At 61.2% G+C, this 19,444-nt stretch carries 15 protein-coding genes and 1 tRNA gene; 8 read left to right on the forward strand and 8 right to left on the reverse strand.

The window, feature by feature from the left end:
• The first annotated feature begins 41 nt into the window (after nucleotides 1–41).
• The 4 genes from pheT to F759_RS0110810 all read left to right on the forward strand — a co-directional run bounded on the left by pheT (nucleotide 42) and on the right by F759_RS0110810 (nucleotide 3,552).
• Nucleotides 42–2,477: a phenylalanine--tRNA ligase subunit beta gene (gene pheT / locus F759_RS0110795; protein ID WP_027799857.1), complete on the forward strand. Its 2,436-nt coding sequence runs from the start codon at nucleotides 42–44 to the stop codon at nucleotides 2,475–2,477.
• 69 nt (nucleotides 2,478–2,546) lie between these two features.
• On the forward strand, nucleotides 2,547–2,957 hold the full coding sequence (locus F759_RS0110800; protein WP_012433735.1) for an integration host factor subunit alpha: 411 nt from the start codon (nucleotides 2,547–2,549) through the stop codon (nucleotides 2,955–2,957).
• 46 nt (nucleotides 2,958–3,003) lie between these two features.
• Nucleotides 3,004–3,414 carry a MerR family transcriptional regulator gene (locus tag F759_RS0110805; protein WP_027799858.1) on the forward strand — a complete coding sequence of 137 codons (411 nt, stop codon included), beginning with the start codon at nucleotides 3,004–3,006 and terminating at the stop codon, nucleotides 3,412–3,414.
• A gap of 61 nt (nucleotides 3,415–3,475) precedes the next feature.
• Nucleotides 3,476–3,552, forward strand: a tRNA-Pro gene (locus F759_RS0110810).
• A gap of 377 nt (nucleotides 3,553–3,929) precedes the next feature.
• Here the strand turns inward: F759_RS0110810 and F759_RS0110815 are convergent.
• The gene (locus F759_RS0110815) at nucleotides 3,930–5,000 is read right to left on the reverse strand and encodes a phytanoyl-CoA dioxygenase family protein (protein WP_027799859.1); all 1,071 of its coding nucleotides are present in this window, start codon (nucleotides 4,998–5,000) and stop codon (nucleotides 3,930–3,932) included.
• A 622-nt stretch (nucleotides 5,001–5,622) separates the two neighbouring features.
• On the opposite strand from F759_RS0110815, the gene F759_RS0110820 reads away from it, so the two are divergent.
• Entirely contained in the window at nucleotides 5,623–6,816 is a 1,194-nt protein-coding gene (locus tag F759_RS0110820) for a GGDEF domain-containing protein (protein ID WP_027799860.1), read from the forward strand.
• A 651-nt stretch (nucleotides 6,817–7,467) separates the two neighbouring features.
• Here F759_RS0110820 and F759_RS0110825 read toward each other — a convergent pair.
• The 3 genes from F759_RS0110825 to F759_RS0110835 are packed head-to-tail and all read right to left on the reverse strand — an operon-like array spanning nucleotide 7,468 to nucleotide 11,987.
• Complete coding sequence (locus tag F759_RS0110825) at nucleotides 7,468–8,598, reverse strand: acyl-CoA dehydrogenase family protein (protein WP_027799861.1); 1,131 nt, start codon at nucleotides 8,596–8,598, stop codon at nucleotides 7,468–7,470.
• Between the two features lie 11 nt (nucleotides 8,599–8,609).
• The gene (locus tag F759_RS0110830) at nucleotides 8,610–9,818 is read right to left on the reverse strand and encodes an acyl-CoA dehydrogenase family protein (RefSeq protein ID WP_027799862.1); all 1,209 of its coding nucleotides are present in this window, start codon (nucleotides 9,816–9,818) and stop codon (nucleotides 8,610–8,612) included.
• A 48-nt stretch (nucleotides 9,819–9,866) separates the two neighbouring features.
• Nucleotides 9,867–11,987, reverse strand: coding sequence for a 3-hydroxyacyl-CoA dehydrogenase NAD-binding domain-containing protein (locus F759_RS0110835; RefSeq protein WP_027799863.1), 2,121 nt, complete (start codon nucleotides 11,985–11,987; stop codon nucleotides 9,867–9,869).
• 147 nt (nucleotides 11,988–12,134) lie between these two features.
• Here F759_RS0110835 and F759_RS0110840 point away from each other — a divergent pair, with 147 nt between their 5' ends.
• The 3 genes from F759_RS0110840 (at nucleotide 12,135) to F759_RS0110850 (ending at nucleotide 13,814) form a co-directional block, all read left to right on the forward strand.
• On the forward strand, nucleotides 12,135–13,043 hold the full coding sequence (locus tag F759_RS0110840; RefSeq protein ID WP_027799864.1) for a LysR family transcriptional regulator: 909 nt from the start codon (nucleotides 12,135–12,137) through the stop codon (nucleotides 13,041–13,043).
• A gap of 117 nt (nucleotides 13,044–13,160) precedes the next feature.
• Entirely contained in the window at nucleotides 13,161–13,349 is a 189-nt protein-coding gene (locus F759_RS0110845; RefSeq protein WP_027799865.1) for a hypothetical protein, read from the forward strand.
• An 84-nt stretch (nucleotides 13,350–13,433) separates the two neighbouring features.
• Entirely contained in the window at nucleotides 13,434–13,814 is a 381-nt protein-coding gene (locus F759_RS0110850) for a DUF5594 family protein (RefSeq protein ID WP_027799866.1), read from the forward strand.
• A 28-nt stretch (nucleotides 13,815–13,842) separates the two neighbouring features.
• Here F759_RS0110850 and F759_RS0110855 read toward each other — a convergent pair whose 3' ends face one another.
• The 4 genes from F759_RS0110855 to F759_RS0110870 form a co-directional block, all read right to left on the reverse strand.
• The gene (locus F759_RS0110855) at nucleotides 13,843–15,642 is read right to left on the reverse strand and encodes a methyl-accepting chemotaxis protein (RefSeq protein ID WP_027799867.1); all 1,800 of its coding nucleotides are present in this window, start codon (nucleotides 15,640–15,642) and stop codon (nucleotides 13,843–13,845) included.
• Nucleotides 15,643–15,891: 249 nt separating this feature from the next.
• Entirely contained in the window at nucleotides 15,892–18,003 is a 2,112-nt protein-coding gene (locus tag F759_RS0110860; protein ID WP_027799868.1) for a phosphocholine-specific phospholipase C, read from the reverse strand.
• A gap of 78 nt (nucleotides 18,004–18,081) precedes the next feature.
• On the reverse strand, nucleotides 18,082–18,417 hold the full coding sequence (locus F759_RS0110865; RefSeq protein ID WP_027799869.1) for a hypothetical protein: 336 nt from the start codon (nucleotides 18,415–18,417) through the stop codon (nucleotides 18,082–18,084).
• A 181-nt stretch (nucleotides 18,418–18,598) separates the two neighbouring features.
• Entirely contained in the window at nucleotides 18,599–19,441 is an 843-nt protein-coding gene (locus tag F759_RS0110870; protein ID WP_027799870.1) for an alpha/beta fold hydrolase, read from the reverse strand.
• Nucleotides 19,442–19,444 lie beyond the last annotated feature (3 nt).

Below are 19,444 nucleotides of genomic sequence, written 5' to 3' on the forward strand. Positions count from 1 at the left end.
GCCTCACGCGGACCTAACCCGATCAGAACGTACACAGAACCATGCAATTCCCGGAATCCTGGCTGAGAACCTTTGTCGATCCGCAACTGACGACGGACGAGCTGTCGCACGCATTGACGATGGCGGGTCTCGAAGTGGAAGACCTGCGACCGGCTGCGCCGCCGACCTCCAAGATCGTAGTCGGTCAGGTGCTGGAAGTCGTCAAGCACCCGGATGCGGACAAGCTCAACGTCTGCCAGGTCGACGCCGGCACGGGCGCGACGCTGAATATCGTATGCGGTGCGCCGAACGTCTCGCCTGGCATCAAGGTGCCGGTCGCGCTGGTCGGCGCGCAACTGCCGCCAGCCGAAGAGGGCGGCGCGCCGTTCGCAATCAAACTCTCCAAGCTGCGTGGCGTGGAAAGTCAGGGCATGCTGTGCTCGGCGCGCGAACTGAAGCTCTCGGAAGATCATAGCGGCCTCCTGGTCCTGCCGGAAGATACGCCGATTGGCCAGGACATCCGCGAAACGCTCAATCTCGACGACACCATTTTCGAAATCAAGCTGACGCCGAACAAGGCGGACTGCTTGTCTGTGTTCGGCGTGGCACGCGAAACGTCCGCGATCACCGGCGCGCCGTTGCGTCCGCTCGAGATCAAACCGGTCGAAGTCAAGCTGAGCGAGACGCTGCCTGTCCGGATCTCGGCGCCTGATCTCTGCGGCCGTTTCTCCGGCCGTGTCATCCGCGGCGTGAATGCGCGTGCGAAGTCGCCGCAATGGATGGTCGAACGTCTGGAGCGTTCGGGTCAGCGCAGCATCTCCGCGCTCGTCGATATTTCCAATTATGTGATGCTGGAGTTGGGCCGTCCGTCGCATGTGTTCGATCTGGATAAGATCCACGGGGGTATGGACGTGCGTTGGGCGCGCAAGGGTGAAATGCTGAAGCTGCTGAACGGCAACACTGTTGAGCTCGATGAGACCGTTGGCGTGATCGCCGATGAGCAACACATTGAAAGTCTTGCGGGCATCATGGGCGGCGACAGTACGGCCGTCACGCTGGACACAGCCAACATCTATCTCGAAGCGGCATTCTGGTGGCCGGACAGCATTCGCGGCCGCTCGCGCAAGTACAACTTCTCGACAGACGCCGGCCATCGCTTCGAGCGTGGTGTCGACTATGTGACCACGGTCGAGCATATCGAGCGCATCACGCAACTGATCCTCGACATTTGCGGCGGCGAGGCGGGTCCCGTGGACGACCAGATCGTCAATGTGCCGCAGCGGGAGCCCGTGAAGATGCGCGTGTCGCGCGCGAACCGCATCATCGGCATTGCGATCGACGCGGATCAAATCGCGCAGATCTTCACGCGTCTCGGTCTCACGTTCGAGCGCGATGGCGACACCTTCTCGGTCATGCCGCCGTCGTACCGCTTCGACATCGAAATCGAAGAAGATCTGATCGAAGAAGTCGCGCGTATCTATGGCTTCGAAAAGATTCCGGCGCGCCCGCCGGTCGCCACGAGCGAAATGCGCGCGACCAACGAAACGCGCCGCTCGATCCACACTATCCGCCACGCGCTCGCGGCACGCGATTACGCGGAAACGGTGAACTTCAGTTTCGTGGATGCCGAGTGGGAGCAGGACTTCGCCGGCAATGACAAGCCGGTGCGCTTGCTGAACCCGATTGCAAGCCAGTTGTCGGTCATGCGCACGACGCTGATCGGCAGCCTGGTCCACGTGTTGCGCACGAACCTGAACCGGCGCGCGGCGGACCGCGTGCGCGTGTTCGAAGCTGGCCGCGTGTTCCTGCACGATCCGTCGATCAAGGCAGGTGAGCTGACGGTCGAAGGCTTCGCGCAGCCGAAGATGATCGGCGGGCTCGCTTACGGTCCCGCGCTCGAGGAGCAGTGGGGCGCACCGGCGCGCACAGTCGATTACTTCGACGTGAAGGCCGATGTCGAGGCGCTGGTCGCGCCGGCGGTGGCGCGTTTCGTGAAAGCGGAGCATCCCGCGCTGCATCCGGGGCGTAGCGCGCGCATTGAATTGAATGGCCGCGCGATCGGCTGGATTGGCGAACTGCATCCGCGCTGGATGCAAAAATATGATTTACCGCATGCGCCGATTCTGTTTGAAGTCGAAGCGGACGCATTAATGCAACGCATGTTACCCACACCGTCGGAAGTGTCTAAATTCCCGCCGGTGCGTCGTGATATCGCGGTAGTTGTCGATCAGAAAATCGAGGTGCAGGCGCTGCTGGACGAGATCCAGAAGGCCCAGTCAGAGCCCGCCTGCAAGACCGTTCAGAAGGTTGCGCTTTTCGACGAATTCCGTCCAAAATCAAACACTTCCGGTGGTCTGGCGGCTCACGAGAAAAGCCTTGCGTTCCGTGTTACCTTGCAAGATACTGGCGGGACCCTTCAGGACGAAACGGTCGATCTGGCCATTCAGACTCTGGTGGAACGTCTGGCTCGAGTGTATGGCGCACGGTTGCGCGGATAACCCGCATTTAACAATTGCGCGGCTGTTTCCGCATCCTCTGTTTTCTGCATGGCGCGCCATTTGATAGATATGAATGAAATGAACTCGAGTGATTTCGAAGCCCTTCTTACGGCGCAACGCAGCGCCATGATTCGAGAAATTCCGACATCACCCGCCGTCGTTTCAACTGAAACGCCGACGCTCACCAAAGCGGAACTTGCCGAGTTGCTGTTCGACAATGTCGGGCTCAACAAGCGGGAAGCGAAAGACATGGTGGAAGCGTTTTTCGAGGTGATCCGGGATGCGCTCGAAAGCGGCGACAGTGTGAAGCTGTCGGGCTTCGGCAACTTCCAGTTGCGCGACAAGCCGCAGCGTCCCGGCAGAAACCCGAAAACCGGCGAGGCAATCCCTATTGCCGCGCGTCGCGTTGTGACGTTCCATGCAAGTCAAAAGCTGAAGGCTCTGGTCGAGAACGGCGCGGAAGCGAGTTTCACGCGCTGATCGACTGGCGCGTTCCTGCGCAACCCACCACGACGGCTAACTGACGATGACAGCGACGATGGAAAAAGTCGTCTTGCCTCCGATTCCGGCGAAACGCTACTTCACGATTGGTGAGGTCAGCGAACTATGCGGCGTCAAGCCGCATGTGCTGCGCTATTGGGAGCAGGAGTTTACGCAGTTGAGGCCGGTCAAGCGGCGCGGCAATCGCCGGTACTATCAGCATCACGAGGTGCTGTTGATCCGGCGGATTCGTGAGTTGCTCTACGAGCAGGGCTTTACGATCAACGGTGCGCGCAACCGCCTCGATTCACATGGCGGCGGTGCGCATGGTGCGCCGACTGGAACAACGGGCGAGCAGGTCGAGGGCGTCGTCCCGCCGACGTCGACAACGGTCGCCGTCGACGTCGAGCAGTTGCGCAAGGAACTGCTGCACGTGATCGATCTGTTGAATCGCTAGTGGCTTTGTTGGTGTGCGCGGTTCTCTTCGAATGAAGTGTCTGTTATAATTTTGTGCTGTTCGGGGCGTAGCGCAGCCTGGTAGCGTACCTGCATGGGGTGCAGGTGGTCGGAGGTTCAAATCCTCTCGCCCCGACCAAGATCAAAGCCGCACGCCGTAAGGCGTTGCGGCTTTTTCATTTCCCCGCCTCACTGTGCGTTCGTACATGCTTTTTAGACAGAGTATTAGACGTTTGTCTAATACTCTGAGCGTCACCACGGCAGTTTCAAGCCGAGCGATGACGTCTCTGCAATAGCCTCCTTGTGTAAATTTCCGTCGTCTTTCCGGTCGTGTGGGGGAGTCGCGCTATATCTCCGCGCGACCCTTGCCGGCCTTCGCCGCATTCGTTGCGCCCAGCGCGCGCAGATCGTTGAACTGGGTTCGCCCATGACAACTGGCGCGCTCTTTTGCGTGGCGCACGCAGCTCCGGCGAGCGGAGCCGCTCTCAGCAGCGCCTAAGCCGTCGCTGTTATGTATCAGTCTGGTCGTAGCCGGCGTCCCTCGCGCCACCCATGCAGCCTGTAATGCAAGACGGGGTCTTCACCGGCTTCGAAAACATCGGGATTAGCGAGCAGGTACTGCTGCGGATCAAAGTCGGGAGGGATAACCGCTTTCTGCGCGCTGCAGTTGTTGAACGACGAATCGATGAAGCTGCGAGGTATGTCAAAGCCGCAATACTTCTGCTTGACCGGATCCCCCGTAATCATGTCATTCATTTTCGAAAAATAGATCGATCCATAGAATGGGTCGGATCTGAACGGACGATAGTAAGCGCAGCCTTCGAAGTAGTAGTGCGTAACTTGAGACCAGCGAGTCTTTTCTTTGTTTTTGTGCTCAAGGCCGCCGTGAAGCAGGTTCGATAGCCAGATGACGCTTTCGCCTTTTTTAGCGGTGAAAATGGCAGGCTTTGCACCGTGGGCTTCGATCAATGCATCCCACATCGTCTCGTAGTCCATCTTGTTCGTTTCGGTAACAGGCTCAGTCGCGCAGTAACCTATATGCTCGTTAGTATACACGGGCCATTTGTGCGATCCGGGATAGTAGAGAAGCGGACCGGCATCTTCGCTAATATCTTCCAGCGCGGTCCACACCCCACACATAAAACGCTCGGGCACGGAACTGAAGTGGATTGAATCCGAATGGATATGCTGCTGCGTTCCGACCGGAAAATTTAGTGTTTGGAAGGGCCACGCCTGGCGGCCGAAAAGCTTCGATAACAATTCGATTACTTTCGCGTTCGTGGCAATCCGCCGGACGTTTTCGTCGGTCTGCCAAGCGTCCAAAACTCGCAGTCCGACTTTGGCGTCATACCATTTTGTGCGCCATGTTTCCCAGTCATACTGATCGTGAAGGCTCGCCTTAATGCGGGCGGCAATCTCATCGAAGTCTTCGTCAGGAAACTTTATGACCGCGTAACCGTCCCGGTTGAGATCGGTGGCGACCCGCAACGTCTCCGCATCGACAGACGGGTTCGAGAATATTTGCTTGAAGAATGGGCTTTCTACGCTGGGCACGCCAGGGAGCAAGTTGGTGAATTTTCCTGACATTGTTTTACCTCGATGGGCTTCGCAAAGGCGCTGAAATTGGCCGAGGGATTTTACAGCAAACTCGAATGAGTCCAGCGCGAGGGCGCCATTCACAAGAAGGTGCCGCTGCAGCAACGATGTATGTAGAAAGCAAGCCACTCTTTCGAGTGGCTTGCTTATGTCTGGCGTTTTTCAAAGAAGGGCGCGCGTGCGTCAAGAACGGCGACCGGGGGCGGCGCTGCGAGACCAAGAGCGGCAATAGTCGTTGGGCAGGCCTGTGAACATTCCAGGTTCAAATCCTCTCGCCCCGACCAAGAAATCAAGGCCTTACAAGCATCGCTTGTAAGGCCTTTTTCTTTGGCTCGACAGCACTGCGTGCTGCGGCCAGCCGCGACTGCTACCAGCCGCGCGATCTACCAGCCGACCGCACCGGATTCCCAGTGGCACTGCCCACGGCCTGAGCGAACCCGCCTCGCGCAAAAGCCTCTCTGCCCACCTGGCGTACAATTCTCAGGCCGTGCGGGGAAACCACGGCGATTGTCAGGTGAGTCGTCAATGGCGGGTGGCGACGACACATGCCGTGCCAAACCGCCGTTTACAGGCCCGCCTATGCCCGGGCCGGCAGCGCAGCGCAGAGAGCCACATGCCCGCTCATATAACGCCCAACCAACTCATACAACTCATCATTCCAGCCATCACGCTTGTCTTTTCGCTCAGCTTTGCGTGCGCATGGGCGTATGACAAGCGGCTGCGCTATCTGCTCTCTCTCGCTGCTTCATTCGGTGCTTTTGCAATTGGATCGGCAGTGCAGATCGCGCACTTGCCGGATGAATGGCGATTGAACGCGCTAATATCGGCGGCCTTTTACGTGGCCAGCACCCAACTGCTAGCCGAGGGCATCCTGCGCAGAGCGGCGCTTCACTTTCGCCTCACTACCCATGCGTTAATCTTCACGCTCGTGATGGGAGGCATGTATTACTTTTCCTACGTGGCGCCGAATCTGCTCGTGCGCATTTATATTCTCAATCTCAGCGCTGGATTGTTAATGTTATTTTGCGCCGCGCAGTTCAGGAAACGCTGCAATGGCCGCACGATCAACCGCATTCTTTTCTGGGTGCTCGTCATCTGCGGCGCCAGCTTTTTCATCAGGACGCCGCTCACGGTCCTTCAGCCATTGCCTCGCAGCACGGCGCCTTTCGGGCAAACCATTTTCTGGGTGTTCCTGCAGTTGTCGCTCGCATTGATGGGCGCTGTATTAGGTCTCGTGCTGCTGGCCGTCGCAATGTCGGATGTAATCGACCGGCTCGTCCTCGAACGGGACTTCGACTCGCTGACAGAAACGCTGAACCGGCGCGCGTTCGAACGCCTCGCGCTACACCGCATCGCGGATACGAAAAGCTACCCGCTTGCACTCATAGCTTTCGACATCGACAACTTCAAATCCATCAACGATCGTTACGGGCATGCGGCCGGCGATGCGGTTCTACGCGAGTTCGGCGCAATCCTGCGCGCCGCGGTGCGCGACAAGGACGTGGTGGGCCGGATCGGCGGCGAGGAGTTCGTACTTCTGCTGCCGGCAGCCGACGGAGCGTTTGCATACCGGATTGCCGAGCGCTTGCGCACCGTGCTGGAGTCTTCGCGCTTCGAGCAGATCGATGCAACGCTGCGCGTGACGACAAGCGCCGGCATTGCGCGCTACCGGTCCGGCGAAGCAGTCGCGACGATGCTGGCCCGCGCCGATCATCTGCTCTACGCTGCAAAGCGCGCGGGACGGAACAGGGTGATCGCCGAGTCGTCGGGTCAGACTTCCGACGCGTCGACGCTTGACATTGCGTGATCGGCCGTAGCGCGGCAATGCCAGTTCCGCTGGAATGCGCGCTGGGCTAACTCGTGGCCGGACTCCTTGGCGTTCGCTGCGGCATTTCGATCTCCGCCGAGAAGCGCAGCGATTTCAATGCGGTGCATTGGAGCCGGAAAGCTTGCTGGCGCCCCGCGACGTGTCAGATAACCGCGAGTCAGGAGCCGCCGTCAAACGGCGGCGGACAGCATGCAAAGCGTTTGCACATCGAGCAGGTTCGTCTGCCAGTTTCGGGCTCGGAGACCTGCCCTTAAATAGATCGCGACAGTAACCGGAAATGCGCCCAGAATGATACGGCGAGCGGCCTCTTCCGTGGCCGCCGAAACGGGGGAGTGAAATGGCAAAAGGTCAACTGCGTAGTAATCGAGAGGCGAAGAAGCCGAAACAGCCCAAGAAGTCGCCATCGCCCGGAACCGATCTGTTCAGGACACCGGTCTCGAAGGCTTCCGCGCCGAGTAGCGTGGCGAAGAAAAAGTAAAAGGTGTGGATGGGACGAGCACTGGCCTCGCCTCATCTACGCGCATAGTCGACAAGGTGCATCCTGGCCCGGCAGAAGCAGCATCGCTGCGATTCTATCTGCACCTTGTCCCCTTTCATGGCCCGTCATTCTCAGCGCGTGTTGGGGGTATGTCACTCACGCCCCAACCGCACAAATCTCTCCAGATGATGATCCTCATCCCCTAGCTGATGGTCGATCATCACCAGCCGCTTCGCATAGTGAGCGAGCGGCAACTCCCACGTCATGCCAATGCCGCCGTGCAGTTGAATGCATTCCTGCGCGACAAGTGCGCCGATCCTGCCGATGCTGTACTTCGCCGCCGACACCGCGCGCTCCCGCGCCGTGCGTTGCTCACCGAGCGCGGCCGCCGCATTGATTACCGCTGAGCGTGCCTGCTCAATCTCCAGCAGCATATCGGCCATTCTGTGCTGCAGCGCCTGAAAGCTGCCGATCGCGACGCCGAACTGCTTTCGCGTGCGCAGGTACTCGAGCGTGTAGTCCTTGGCGACGTCCATTGCGCCGACGGCTTCCGAACACAGCGCCAGCACGCCGCACGCAATCGCATACTCGAGCGTCGCGAAACCGGCAACTGGCGCTCCGAGCAGCGCTTCGTCGCCGAGCGTGACGTTGTCGAACGCGACTTCTGCCGCACGTCCGCCGTCGATCTTCGGATAACCGCGCACGCTGACGCCCGCCACATCGCGAGGCACGAGAAAAAGCGCCACGCCTTCTTCTGAATCGTCGGCACCGCCAGTGCGCGCGGACACGAGGAAGAGGGCAGCCTGCTCGCCGTGCTGCACGACCGCCTTCGCGCCGTTCAGTTGCCACGCATGGCCGTCGCGTTGCGCGCGCGTCGTAACGCGTGAGAGTTCGTAGTGACCGCCGGGTTCGCCATGCGCGAGCGCGGCGATGCGCGAGCCGTCGATCAACTCGCCCAGCAGCGCTCGCTGCACTTCGTTTCCGCTTCGTGCAATGGCCTGACCGACTATCAGCGTGTCGAGGAACGGCTCGACCACGAGGCCGCGGCCCAGGCTTTCGAACACCACCGCGATATCGAATCCGCCACCGCCGAAGCCGCCGTTCGCTTCATCGAAGAGGGCGCCGATAATGCCTAGCTCTGCGAAACGATTCCACAATTCATTGCTGAAGCCTTGAGGCGAGCGGGCAATCCGGTCGCGTGTCTCGAAGCCGTATTGCTCGCTGACGAAACGGTTCAGCGTATCGGCAAGCATGCGGCGATCTTCGGTATGCTGGAAATTCATGTTATGCACCCCTACAGTCCGAGGATCATTTTGGAAATGATGTTCTTCTGGATTTCATTCGAGCCGCCGAAAATCGACAGCTTGCGGTTGTTGAAATAGAGCGAAGCCGCGCTCGCTGCTTCCTCGGGACCGACCGGCGCGCCTTGATAACCGTCGTGCAATGCTTCTTCGACGAACGGCTGCGCATACGCTCCCATCGCGCGGCGCGTGAGCGACGAAATCTCCTGCCGAATCTCCGTGCCGCGAATCTTCAGCATCGAGCTTTCGGCGCCCGGCACGCCACCGCCCGCTACTGCCGCGATCACACGCAGGTTGGTGGTTTTCATGTTCTCCAGATCGATTTCGACGCGCGCCATGCGCGCCGCGAACGAAGGGTCTTCTGCGAGCGGGCGGCCATTGCGCAACTGTTTCGCCGCGATCTTGCGCAGCCGGTTGAAGGCCGCGACCGAGAAACCGACGCCCGCGATATTCGTCCGCTCATACGTCAGCAGATATTTGGCGTACGTCCAGCCCTTATTCTCTTCACCCACCAGGTTCGCGGCCGGCACTCGCACGTCGGTGAAAAACACTTCGTTCACTTCGTGCTCGCCGTCGAGGGTCATGATCGGCCTCACTTCCACGCCCGGCGTTTTCATATCGATCAACAGGAAGCTGATGCCCTCCTGCTTGCGCACGTCGGTCGCCGTGCGTACGAGACAAAAAATCATGTTCGCGTAGTGGGCGAGCGTGGTCCACGTCTTCTGGCCGTTCACGATGTAATGCTCGCCATCCGCGTCGACGCCGCGCGCCGCTGTGGTTTTGACGGAAGCGAGATCGGACCCCGCGCCGGGTTCGGAGTAGCCCTGACACCACCAGTCCGAACCATCGAGGATGCGCGGCAGCCAGTGACGTTTTTGCGCTTCGTTACCATATCTGATCAGCACCGGGCCGAGCATGTTGACGCCGAACGGCACGACGCGTGGCGCGCCGGCCAGCGCACATTCGTTTTCGAAGATGAATTTCTGGACCGCGGTCCAGCCCGGTCCGCCGTACTCTGTCGGCCAGTGATTCGCGAGCCAGCAGCGCTCGTTCAGAATGGCATGCCATCCGGCCATGTCGTCGCGGGTGAGGCGCCGGCCGCCATGCACCTTGTCGGCGAGGCGCGGTGAAAGTTTGTCGCGCAGAAATGCGAGCACCTCCGCGCGGAAGGCTTCTTCTTCGGGTGTGAAGTTCAGATCCATGACGGTTCCTCGTGGATGTTCAACGGTTGCGCTGAAGAATGAGCCGCGTCACGCCGTCTGGTTGAGACTCGCAAAATCCGCGCCTCGCTCGACCAGGTCGATCAGCAGCGGAGATGCTTGCCAGAACAACGGGTCTTCTTTCGCAAACTCGCGGATGTCGGCGAGAATGCGCGGCAGACCGACCATATCAGCGTATTTCATCGGGCCGCCGCGATAGCGCGGGAAGCCGTAGCCGTATAGAAACGTCACGTCGATGTCGAGCGGTCGCAGCGCGATCCGTTCATGCACGACGTTCGCGCCTTCGTTGATCATCGCGGCCATGTAGCGGCGAATGATCTCCTCGTCGGAGAACTTGCGCGGCGTGATGCCGGCGCGCACACGCTCGGCGTCGATGATCGCCTCGACTTCCGGGTCGGGCTGACCACTGCGCGATCCTTCGGGGTACAGATAAAATCCGCGGCCCGTTTTCTGACCGAACCAGCCGCGCTCGCACAAACGGTCTGCGATCTGCACATAACGGGCGGCCGGATTGCGCGTGGCGGCGCGCCGTTTGCGCGCGGCCCAGCCGATATCGCCGCCCGCGAGGTCCACCACCTGGAACGGCCCCATCGGGAAGCCGAACGCGCGTACGGCGGCGTCGATCTGATACGGCGATGCGCCGTCTTCCATCATCGCGTCGGCGGCGCTGCGATACACGGCGAGAATGCGATTGCCGATAAAGCCGTCGCACACGCCCGCGCGCACCGGCGTCTTGCGCAGCTTCTTCGCGAGCTCGAATGCGGTGGCGACCACGTCGGCGCTGACCGCTTTCGGCACGACCACTTCGAGCAGCTTCATGATGTTGGCCGGCGAGAAGAAGTGCAGACCGATCACATCGGCGGGGCGCGAAATGCTTGCCGCAATCGCGTGGATGTCCAGATACGACGTGTTGGTTGCAAGCACGGCGCCCGGCTTGCAGACGCGATCGAGTTCGGCAAACACGGCCTGCTTCACCGACAGATCTTCGAACACGGCTTCGATCACGAGATCGGCATTGGCGAGTGCATCGTACGAAGTACTGCCGCTCCAGCGCGCCATGAGCCGGTCCTTTTTCTCCCCGCTCATGCGGCCCTTGGCGATCAGGCCGTCGTAGACCTTTTCGATGTGCGCCCGGCCCCGTGAAAGCGATGCTGCGTCGCGCTCAATCATCGTCACGGGCAGCCCCGCGTCGAGCACCGCGACGGCAATGCCCGCGCCCATCGTGCCGCCGCCCACCACGCCAATCGCGTCCAGCGCGCGCGGTCTCGCGTCGCGCGTTTCGGGCGCTTTCAGCACTTCGCGCTCGGCAAAAAACGCGTGAACGAGGCCCGCGCGCTGCGGACTGTCGAGGCATTGAACAAAGAGTTGGCGCTCAAGACGCATGCCCTCTTCGAAAGGTTGGGTGATCGCGGCTTCGATTGCATCGACGATCTTTAGCGGTGAAAACAGGCCACGCGATTTTTTCGCGGCCTCAGCGCGTGCCGCCGCGACGATAGCGAGGCTCGCGGCGCGGTCGCTCAACGCAGCGGCGTCACGCGTGCGCCGCACTGCTGCGTGCCCGGCAAGCAGTTCATGGACGTACGCCAAACCTTCCGCGAGGATGTCCTCGCTGCCGCCGAGCCGGTCGACCAGTCCCAACGCGAGCGCCTCCTGTGCGCTGGCATGGCGGCCGCTCAGCATCAGATCGAGCGCGGTCTGAGCGCCGATCAGACGCGGTGTGCGCTGCGTACCGCCCGCGCCCGGCAGCAGTCCGAGTTGCACTTCGGGCAAGCCGAGCTTCGCGCCGTCGATGGCGATCCGGTAATGCGCCGCGAGCGCCACTTCGAGACCGCCGCCGAGCGCCGCGCCGTGAATCGCCGCAACGACCGGTTTCGTGCACGCTTCAATGCGATTGCATACGTCCGGCAATGACGGGGGCACCGGCGGCTTGCCGAACTCGCGAATATCGGCACCGGCGATAAAGTTGCGGCCCGCGCCGACAATCAGCACGGCTTCGACGGAGTGTCCGCTATCGGCGGCTTCTATCGCGGCGAGCAGGCCCCGCCGCACGTCTGCCGACAGCGCATTGACGGGCGCGTGATCGATCGTCACGAGCAGCACCTTGCCGCGCAATTCGCGCGTCACGACGTCGGTTAATGTGGTGAGGGTCATGGCGTGTCGTCTCCTGGCTGATTGTCCGGGCGCGCTGGCGGCATGCGGCGTCCCGCGAATTGCCCCGATTGTGGAGTGGTCAAGCTTCATTGACAATCACATGAAGCGTTGACAGACTGTCAAAATAACTTTGACAAAGGCGCCTTTGTGGACGTGAATTCGCTGACCTTGCTGGTTGAAATACTCGACGCGGGCAATCTGAGCGAGGCGGCCCGGCGCCTGAAGATGAGCCGCGCGAACGTCAGCTATCACCTCAACCAGCTTGAGCGTTCAGTCGGTTTGCAACTCGTTCGGCGCACCACGCGCCGCGTCGAGCCCACCGAGATCGGTCTGCAGTTGTACGAGCATGGCCGCGCGATTCAGAACGCGCTGCTGGCCGCGCGCGAGTCCGTGACGACACTCGGGAAAAGTCTGCAAGGGCGAGTCCGGCTGAGCGTGCCGAGCGGTTATGGCCAACTCGTCATGTCCGGGTGGCTGATCGAGTTCAAGCGCCGCTATCCGGGCATCGTGCTCGATGTGCTATTCGAAAACCGCGTTGAAGATTTGATGCGCGACGAAGTGGACATTGCTGTGCGCGTAATGTCCGAGCCGCCGCAAAATCTTGTCGCGCGCGACATGGGGCCGGTCCGATACGTTGCGTGTGCATCGCGCGCGTTCGCTGAAAACCACGGCATGCCGATTCAGCTCGACGATCTGCGCACCGCGCCGTTGATCACCGCGGCGGTCGTGGGGCGTCAATTGCGCGTGGCCGCGTATCTACGCGACGAACGCCACGAGGTGCTGCTCGAACCTGCGATCATCTCCGAAAACTTTCTGTTTTTGCGGCAGGCGGTGCTGGCGGGATTGGGCGTCGGCATCGTGCCGGATTATGTGGTGCAAGACGATCTGAAACGCGGCGACGTCGTGACCACGCTCGACGAATGGCGCTTGAGCATCTTCGGCACGAACATGTACATGCTTTACATGCCGAACCGGCACCACACTCGCGCGGCGGCGACCTTCATCGAGTTCATTCTGGAGCAGGCGAGCGCAAGCGGAAGACGCAGCGCTGTTTGACCGGCGCGTTTGCGGCCCAACGTAATTGCCCGGCACGTAGCTGCCGCGAGTATGCTGTGAAAAAAGAGCGCCTACGCGCCGTCGAGCAGTACGCCACGAACATCAGCGGAGACCGGAATGAAGTGGACAATCGCATTTCTCGTCGTGCTCGTAAGTATCATTGTCGCGATGCTGATCGCGCGTTTGCCGACCGAACAAGCCATTCGTCTTGGAGGTTATGCAGCGACGGCCGCGCTTGCTGCGCTCGTCGGTTATCTGGTTCGCCGGCGCGGCAATCGCGCGCACAAAGCGAGGCGCGCGGGATAGACGGGGCCGACGGAGGCGCTTGCAGCAGGCCGCGTGCTACATGCTACGATGCTTCGCTCGTCGCGCTGCATGTCGGAGATTCAGATGCGTCCAGAGAATGCCGCCCGTTTCGATAAGGAGTTCGCGCCTCGCATTGCCGAGGCCATCGCCGCGTGCTTCGCTACTACGGTGCACACGGAAGTGCTGCCGTATGAAGGCCCTGGGCATCCCACGCGCTTGCACATTCACGCGGCGCCGCTCGAGCACATCGCCCATTACGCGCATCCGCTGAATTTATATCTGACGTGGGATAGCGACGAGATCGAGCGGCTCATGCAAGACGAAGGGCAGGCGCGCTTCGCTCGCTATCTGGCCGCGCTGCCTCGCAAGCTCGCGGCGTGGCGTCACGCGCGCGAACTCGATTTTCTTTCGCATACGCAGGCCGAGCCGGTGGCACTGATCGGCGGGCTCGACTTCGAGTCATGAGCCCGCGCCAGCGGTTTTTTCGTATCGCCTAGTCCAGTTTGAAATGCGTGACTGCGCTCGCGAGACTCACCGCCTGCGATTGCAATGCGGCGGCGGCTGCCGTCGACTGTTCGACTAGCGCAGCGTTCTGCTGAACCATTTCATCCAACTGGCTCACCGCGCGGTTCACCTCCTGGATGCCGCGTGTCTGCTCGTTGGCGGCCTGCGTAATTTCGGAAATGATCGTTGTCACGTTGGCGACGTTGCTGACGATCTCCGTCATCGTTTCGCCAGCCTGGCGGACCTGGCCCGAACCCGAACTCACGCTCGCGACGGTGGCTTCGATCAGCGCCTTGATTTCTTTCGCGGCTTGCGCGCTGCGCTGCGCGAGGCTGCGCACTTCGCCTGCCACGACCGCGAAGCCGCGGCCCTGTTCGCCGGCGCGCGCGGCTTCCACCGCGGCGTTCAGCGCGAGGATATTGGTTTGGAAAGCAATCCCGTCGATCACGCCGATGATGTCGGAAATTTTCACCGACGCGTGTTCGATCTCGCCCATCGTCGTGATGACTTCGGAGATCACCACGCCGCCGCGCGAAGCGACCTGCGATGCGCACACCGCGGTCGTGTCGGCCTGCTTCGCGGCGCTTGCCGATTGCGTGACCGTCGAGGTGATTTCTTCCATCGACGCAGCGGTTTGCTGCAAGCTCGCCGCAGCCGATTCGGTGCGGCCCGACAGATCGACGTTGCCCGCCGCGATTTCATTGGCGGCCACGCGCACCGATTCGCTCGCGTCGCGAATCTGGCGCATGACGTGACTCAGTTTGTCGATGAACGTGTTGAACGAACGCGCGATCTGCGCGACTTCGTCGTTGCCGACGGCAGGCAGGCGTTGCGTCAGATCGCCTTCGCCGGAACCGATATCGTCCATTGCATCGCGTACTTTCGACAGACGCTGGAACGAAACAGCAGTCACCGCCGCAACAATCGCCGCCGCAATGGCCGCGATCACGACCAGCGCGATGACCGACGCGGTCAGCAGCGAACGCATGCCGGCGGTGGCCTCGGCCTTGTCGAGCGCGACGACCACGTACCAGTCCGTGCCCGGAATCGATTGCGCGCGCAACAGCTTCGCGCTGCCGCTTACCTCCATCTGCACCGGACGTTGCGCGCCAAAGAGCGCGGCGAGCTTGTCGCCCGCGAGGCCTGGCGCCAGATCGGACACCGGTTTCAACGTGAGCTTTGCATCGGGATGCGCGACGATATTGCCGCTTGCGTCGATCAGCATGCCGAAGCTCGCGGGCGTCGGATGGATCGACTTCACGTTCGCGATGACGCTGTCCATCGCGACGTCGCCTGACACCACGCCCTTGACTGCGCCATCGCGCACCACGGGCGCGGCGAATGCGACCACCAGCTTGCCTGTGCCGACATCGACATAAGGCGGCGTCACCACCGGCTTGCCCGCTGCCGCTGCCTGCTTGTACCAAGGGCGTCCGGTCGGATCGTAGTCGGCGGGAATGCCGGTCGGGTCGGAAAACTTTGCCGTCTTGTCCGCATAGCCGACATATACGTTGGTGAATTTGCCGGCGGCGGCAATCTGCTTGAGCGCTGTCGACGGGTCGGGTTGCAATACCACGTCTTGCAGCGAGGCGACCATCTGGCTGTTGGCGGCGACCCAGTCGCTGATACCGGCTGCATGACCGCTCTCGACCGCAGTCAAGCTGCTGTCGATGGCATCGGCGTTATACGAATTCGCGACGACATAATTAAGGACCGCGTTGGTTGCAAGCGCAACCACGACGATAGCGACGCACAGCGCAACGATCCGTGCGCGAATGGAGGAGAACATGGTGGAGTCTTTCGGATGAGCAGTGAATCGTAGTCGGTGAGGCGGGCGCCTCATACGCTGTATACGGCTCGCATTGAGAAAGACTTGAACGCGCGCGCGTCCGTGTTTACACGCAACGCTGCACGGAAATCCATGGTTCCATACGTCTGACGATTCAACCGCTTGAAGCAGGAGAATTCATTCGCGGAAAAAAACGGCCGCTGCTTTTCATCGCAGCGGCCGTTGCCCTGCGTCGGTATCGACGCTCGTTCAGGCACCCAGCGCGGGATCGCTCATACTGCTCTTGCCGGTTTCCACGTGACCCGCAAAACGGCGTGCGAAGAGCGGGTCCGTGTCCACGGTAATCGTCAGGTCGTACCAGCCGTGCGCGTTGCGAAGGTCGAGGTAAAGCTCGTCCGTATCGCCGCCGCGCACCACGCGTTTGATCGCGTGCTTCGCGTCGTACGCATTGACGATCGTGAACTTGCAATGCGCGCTGCCCACGTTTTCCAAGCGCAATTGCAGATTGCCGTTCGCTACGTCATAACCTTCGAGCACTTCCGGGCGCGCGATATCCGAGCCGTCCCACCAGCTGCGCGCAATCGGCCGACCGGTGAAGCGGCGCAGGAATCCGTTCGGGCCGTGGACGGTGAAATCGTAAGTGCCGTCCGCGTTCAGCGGGAACTGATCCTGCAAGCGCTTGCCCGCCTCGACCGTGTACGTGCGCGGTGCCTCCAAGCTGTTCGCGCGATAGACGAGAAACACTGCGCCCGCGCTGCCGGTATTGACGAAGCGCATGGTCAAGGTTTTTTCCGCGCCCTCGCCATGCACGCGCGCGAACAATTCATACGGCAGCGCGCGAGCGGGGCGCACGCCCGGCTCCTGGCGCGGGACGGCCTGTGTCGCCGGCGGCAGCGGCACGTAGTCCGGATGGCGGTTCTGGTCGGCTGGCACATAGCCGCTTGTACTGGGCAACGTCGGGAAGGCGTCGTTCGGATTGCTGAAGTTAAAGGCCGACGTCAGATCGCCGCACACGGCGCGCCGCCACGGCGAGATGTTCGGCTCGCTGAGATTGTGCTGTTGGCCGAAGCGTTGTTCGATAAAGCGGATCACCGACGTATGGTCGAACACTTGCGAGCACACGTAGCCGCCCTTGGACCACGGTGAGACGACAAGCATCGGCACGCGCGGGCCGAGACCGTACGGCGCGGCAACGTTCTTTGCATCGCCCGGATAGATTTCGTTGACGGTATCGACGGTGGAGAGACCGTTCGCGCTCGAACTCGGCGCGCACGGCGGCACCATGTGATCGAAGAAGCCGTCGTTCTCGTCGTAATTGATCAGGAGTACCGTCTTGCTCCACACCTCGGGATTCGAAGTAAGGATCTGCAAGACTTGGTCGATGTACCACGCGCCGTAGTTCGCCGGCCAGTTCGGATGCTCCGAATAGGCTTCAGGCGCGACGATCCACGAGACTTGCGGCAGTGCGTTGTTCTGCACATCGCGCTTGAGAATGTCGAAGTAGCCGTCGCCCTTCAGCGCGTTCGTGCCGGTGCGCGCGTTGTCATATAGGGGGTTGCCGGGCTGCGCGTTGCGGTACTGGTTAAAGTAGAGCAGCGAGTTGTCGCCATAGTTGCCGATGTACGCGTTCTGGGTCCAGCCCCAGGAGCCGTTTGCGTCGAGGCCGGTGCCGATGTCCTGATAAATCTTCCACGAAATACCGGCGTTTTGCAGCACTTCCGGATAAGTCGACCAGCCGTAGCCGAGTTCCGAATTGTCGATCACCGGACCGCCGCCGGTTCCGTCGTTACCTACGCCGCCCGTCCACATGTAATAGCGGTTCGGGTCGGTCGGGCCCATCAGCGAGCAGTGGTACGCGTCGCAAATCGTGAATGCGTCGGCGAGCTGATAGTGAAACGGAATATCCTCGCGCGTGAGGTAGGCCATCGTCGTTGCGCTTTTGGCGGGCACCCATTGATCGTAGCGGCCGCCGTTCCATGCGGCGTGCGTGCTGTTCCAGTCGTGCGCGAGGTCTTGCAGGAATTGCAGGCCGAGATTCGGCGCGCTCGGGCGAAACGGCAGCACGTAGCCGAGGTCGGCAGCGAGCGGTTGATACCACACCGGCTTGCCATTGGGCAGGTTGATCGCGCGGGTGTCGCCAAAACCGCGTACGCCCTTGAGCGTACCGAAGTAATGGTCGAACGAGCGGTTTTCCTGCATCAGCACGACGATGTGTTCGACGTCGCGAATCGTGCCGGTCTTGTTGTTGGCCGGAATGGCGAGCGCGTTGCGAATGCCAACCGGCAGCATGCTCAGCGCGGTGGCGGAACCGGCCGCGTGCGCGGCGGAGCGTAGAAAATCACGACGATTTTTCGAGGTCATGGTATGAGCTTTCGTGTCTTCAGTGGGGGAACGATCCACGCGGCGCGGCAAGCATGAGCGGCGCGTGAAGCGCGGGACTCAGTCAACGGTATGGATGACGGGTGCGGCGAGCGGCGTCGACGCGGCGGCGGATAAGGCCGGGTCGGCGTTTGATGCGGGTAGTGCCGGGCTTTGAATCGTGACGGCGGCAGGCGAGGGCGATGCGGAAGATGGGTTCGCCGACAGGGCGGTAGTGTTGCCGTTATCAGTGGAATTCGGGGCGGAATTCAGCGCGGAGCTCGCGTTGCCTGTATCCGGTGCCTTGGGGTCGTCGTTGCCGCACGCGCCGAGCAGCGCGCAAAGCGGCAACGCCACGAGTGCAATCGCCGCACGCTTGCGATGCAGGACACTGAATGGCTTCGACACAAAGGACATAGCGATGTCTCCGGCACGAGGGAACGCGCGGGCATCGGCATGCCCAGGTCAGCGATGCGAAAAGAATAGCCGCTTACCTGTGTAACTTTTATGAAGTTTTGGAAATTTGAGGATTTGGTGAGAATTGGGGAATGGGACTTCTCGCCCCGCACGACAATTGCCGGCAAGCCGCGATGTACCCCTATCGCTGCCGCGAAACGAATTCCGCAATTGCATCGTTCAACCGGTCAGGCGCATCGCGATGCGGCGAGTGTCCGCAAGCGTCGAGCTTGACGAGCTGCGCATGCGGCACGTACTCCGGAATTGTGTCGATTTGCGCCATCGTGCCGTAGTTGTCGTCGTACCCTTGCACAGCGAGCAACGGCTTGCGGATCGACACTAGCTGGCGCGCAATCGACCAGTCCTTGAACGCGGGATTCAGCCAGACATCGTTCCAGCCATAGAAAGCGGAATCGACGTCCGCGTGATAGCGGGCGAGTTTGTCGCGAAGATCGGTGGTTTCATAAAGCAGCTTGGTTTGCGCGATGCTTTGCACCGATAGCCCTTCGACGAACAGGTGCGGTGCGATGGCCACCGCTCCCGCCAGCGCGTCGGAATGCAGCGCCGCGTAGAGCAGCGCAATCGAGCCGCCGTCACTATGGCCGATAACCCACATACGCCGGCGTTCGCGCATGCCGATGTCGAGCGCGTCCAGCAGCGCGGGCAAGATATCGCGCGCCTGGTCCGTCATGAAATGAACCGGCCACTTGACGTGGTGAGGACGCGGTGTCGACAGACCATAACCCGGACGCGAGTACACGAGTCCACGCATGCCGAGCCGCTCGCACAACGATTGCGGCCAGTCGCGCCACATCGCAATGGAGCCGAGTCCTTCGTGAAGGAAGACGGCGATTGGCGCATGACTCGCCCCATCGGCCGCTGCATTGTTCAACCAGCGATATTCGATGCGCAGCGGCCCATGCGATGCCGTGGCGGGCAAGTCGGTGAAATCGCTAGCGGGGATCTCGATGGCGGCATTCTGCATGTA

Origin of the sequence: Paraburkholderia dilworthii, from assembly GCF_000472525.1 — a bacterium.
In the GTDB taxonomy this organism is placed as follows: domain Bacteria; phylum Pseudomonadota; class Gammaproteobacteria; order Burkholderiales; family Burkholderiaceae; genus Paraburkholderia; species Paraburkholderia dilworthii.

Bases quoted from the DNA above. Each gene is read 5' to 3' on its own strand.
- F759_RS0110855 (WP_027799867.1), bottom strand. From the start codon at position 15,642: ATGTTCTCCTCCATTCGCGCACGGATCGTTGCGCTGTGCGTCGCTATC.
- F759_RS0110860 (WP_027799868.1), bottom strand. From the start codon at position 18,003: ATGACCTCGAAAAATCGTCGTGATTTTCTACGCTCCGCCGCGCACGCG.
- F759_RS0110870 (WP_027799870.1), bottom strand. From the start codon at position 19,441: ATGCAGAATGCCGCCATCGAGATCCCCGCTAGCGATTTCACCGACTTG.
- F759_RS0110815 (WP_027799859.1), bottom strand. From the start codon at position 5,000: ATGTCAGGAAAATTCACCAACTTGCTCCCTGGCGTGCCCAGCGTAGAA.
- pheT (WP_027799857.1), top strand. From the start codon at position 42: ATGCAATTCCCGGAATCCTGGCTGAGAACCTTTGTCGATCCGCAACTG.
- F759_RS0110820 (WP_027799860.1), top strand. From the start codon at position 5,623: ATGCCCGCTCATATAACGCCCAACCAACTCATACAACTCATCATTCCA.
- F759_RS0110825 (WP_027799861.1), bottom strand. From the start codon at position 8,598: ATGAATTTCCAGCATACCGAAGATCGCCGCATGCTTGCCGATACGCTG.
- F759_RS0110845 (WP_027799865.1), top strand. From the start codon at position 13,161: ATGAAGTGGACAATCGCATTTCTCGTCGTGCTCGTAAGTATCATTGTC.
- F759_RS0110830 (WP_027799862.1), bottom strand. From the start codon at position 9,818: ATGGATCTGAACTTCACACCCGAAGAAGAAGCCTTCCGCGCGGAGGTG.
- F759_RS0110805 (WP_027799858.1), top strand. From the start codon at position 3,004: ATGACAGCGACGATGGAAAAAGTCGTCTTGCCTCCGATTCCGGCGAAA.
- F759_RS0110865 (WP_027799869.1), bottom strand. From the start codon at position 18,417: ATGTCCTTTGTGTCGAAGCCATTCAGTGTCCTGCATCGCAAGCGTGCG.
- F759_RS0110800 (WP_012433735.1), top strand. From the start codon at position 2,547: ATGAATGAAATGAACTCGAGTGATTTCGAAGCCCTTCTTACGGCGCAA.
- F759_RS0110835 (WP_027799863.1), bottom strand. From the start codon at position 11,987: ATGACCCTCACCACATTAACCGACGTCGTGACGCGCGAATTGCGCGGC.
- F759_RS0110850 (WP_027799866.1), top strand. From the start codon at position 13,434: ATGCGTCCAGAGAATGCCGCCCGTTTCGATAAGGAGTTCGCGCCTCGC.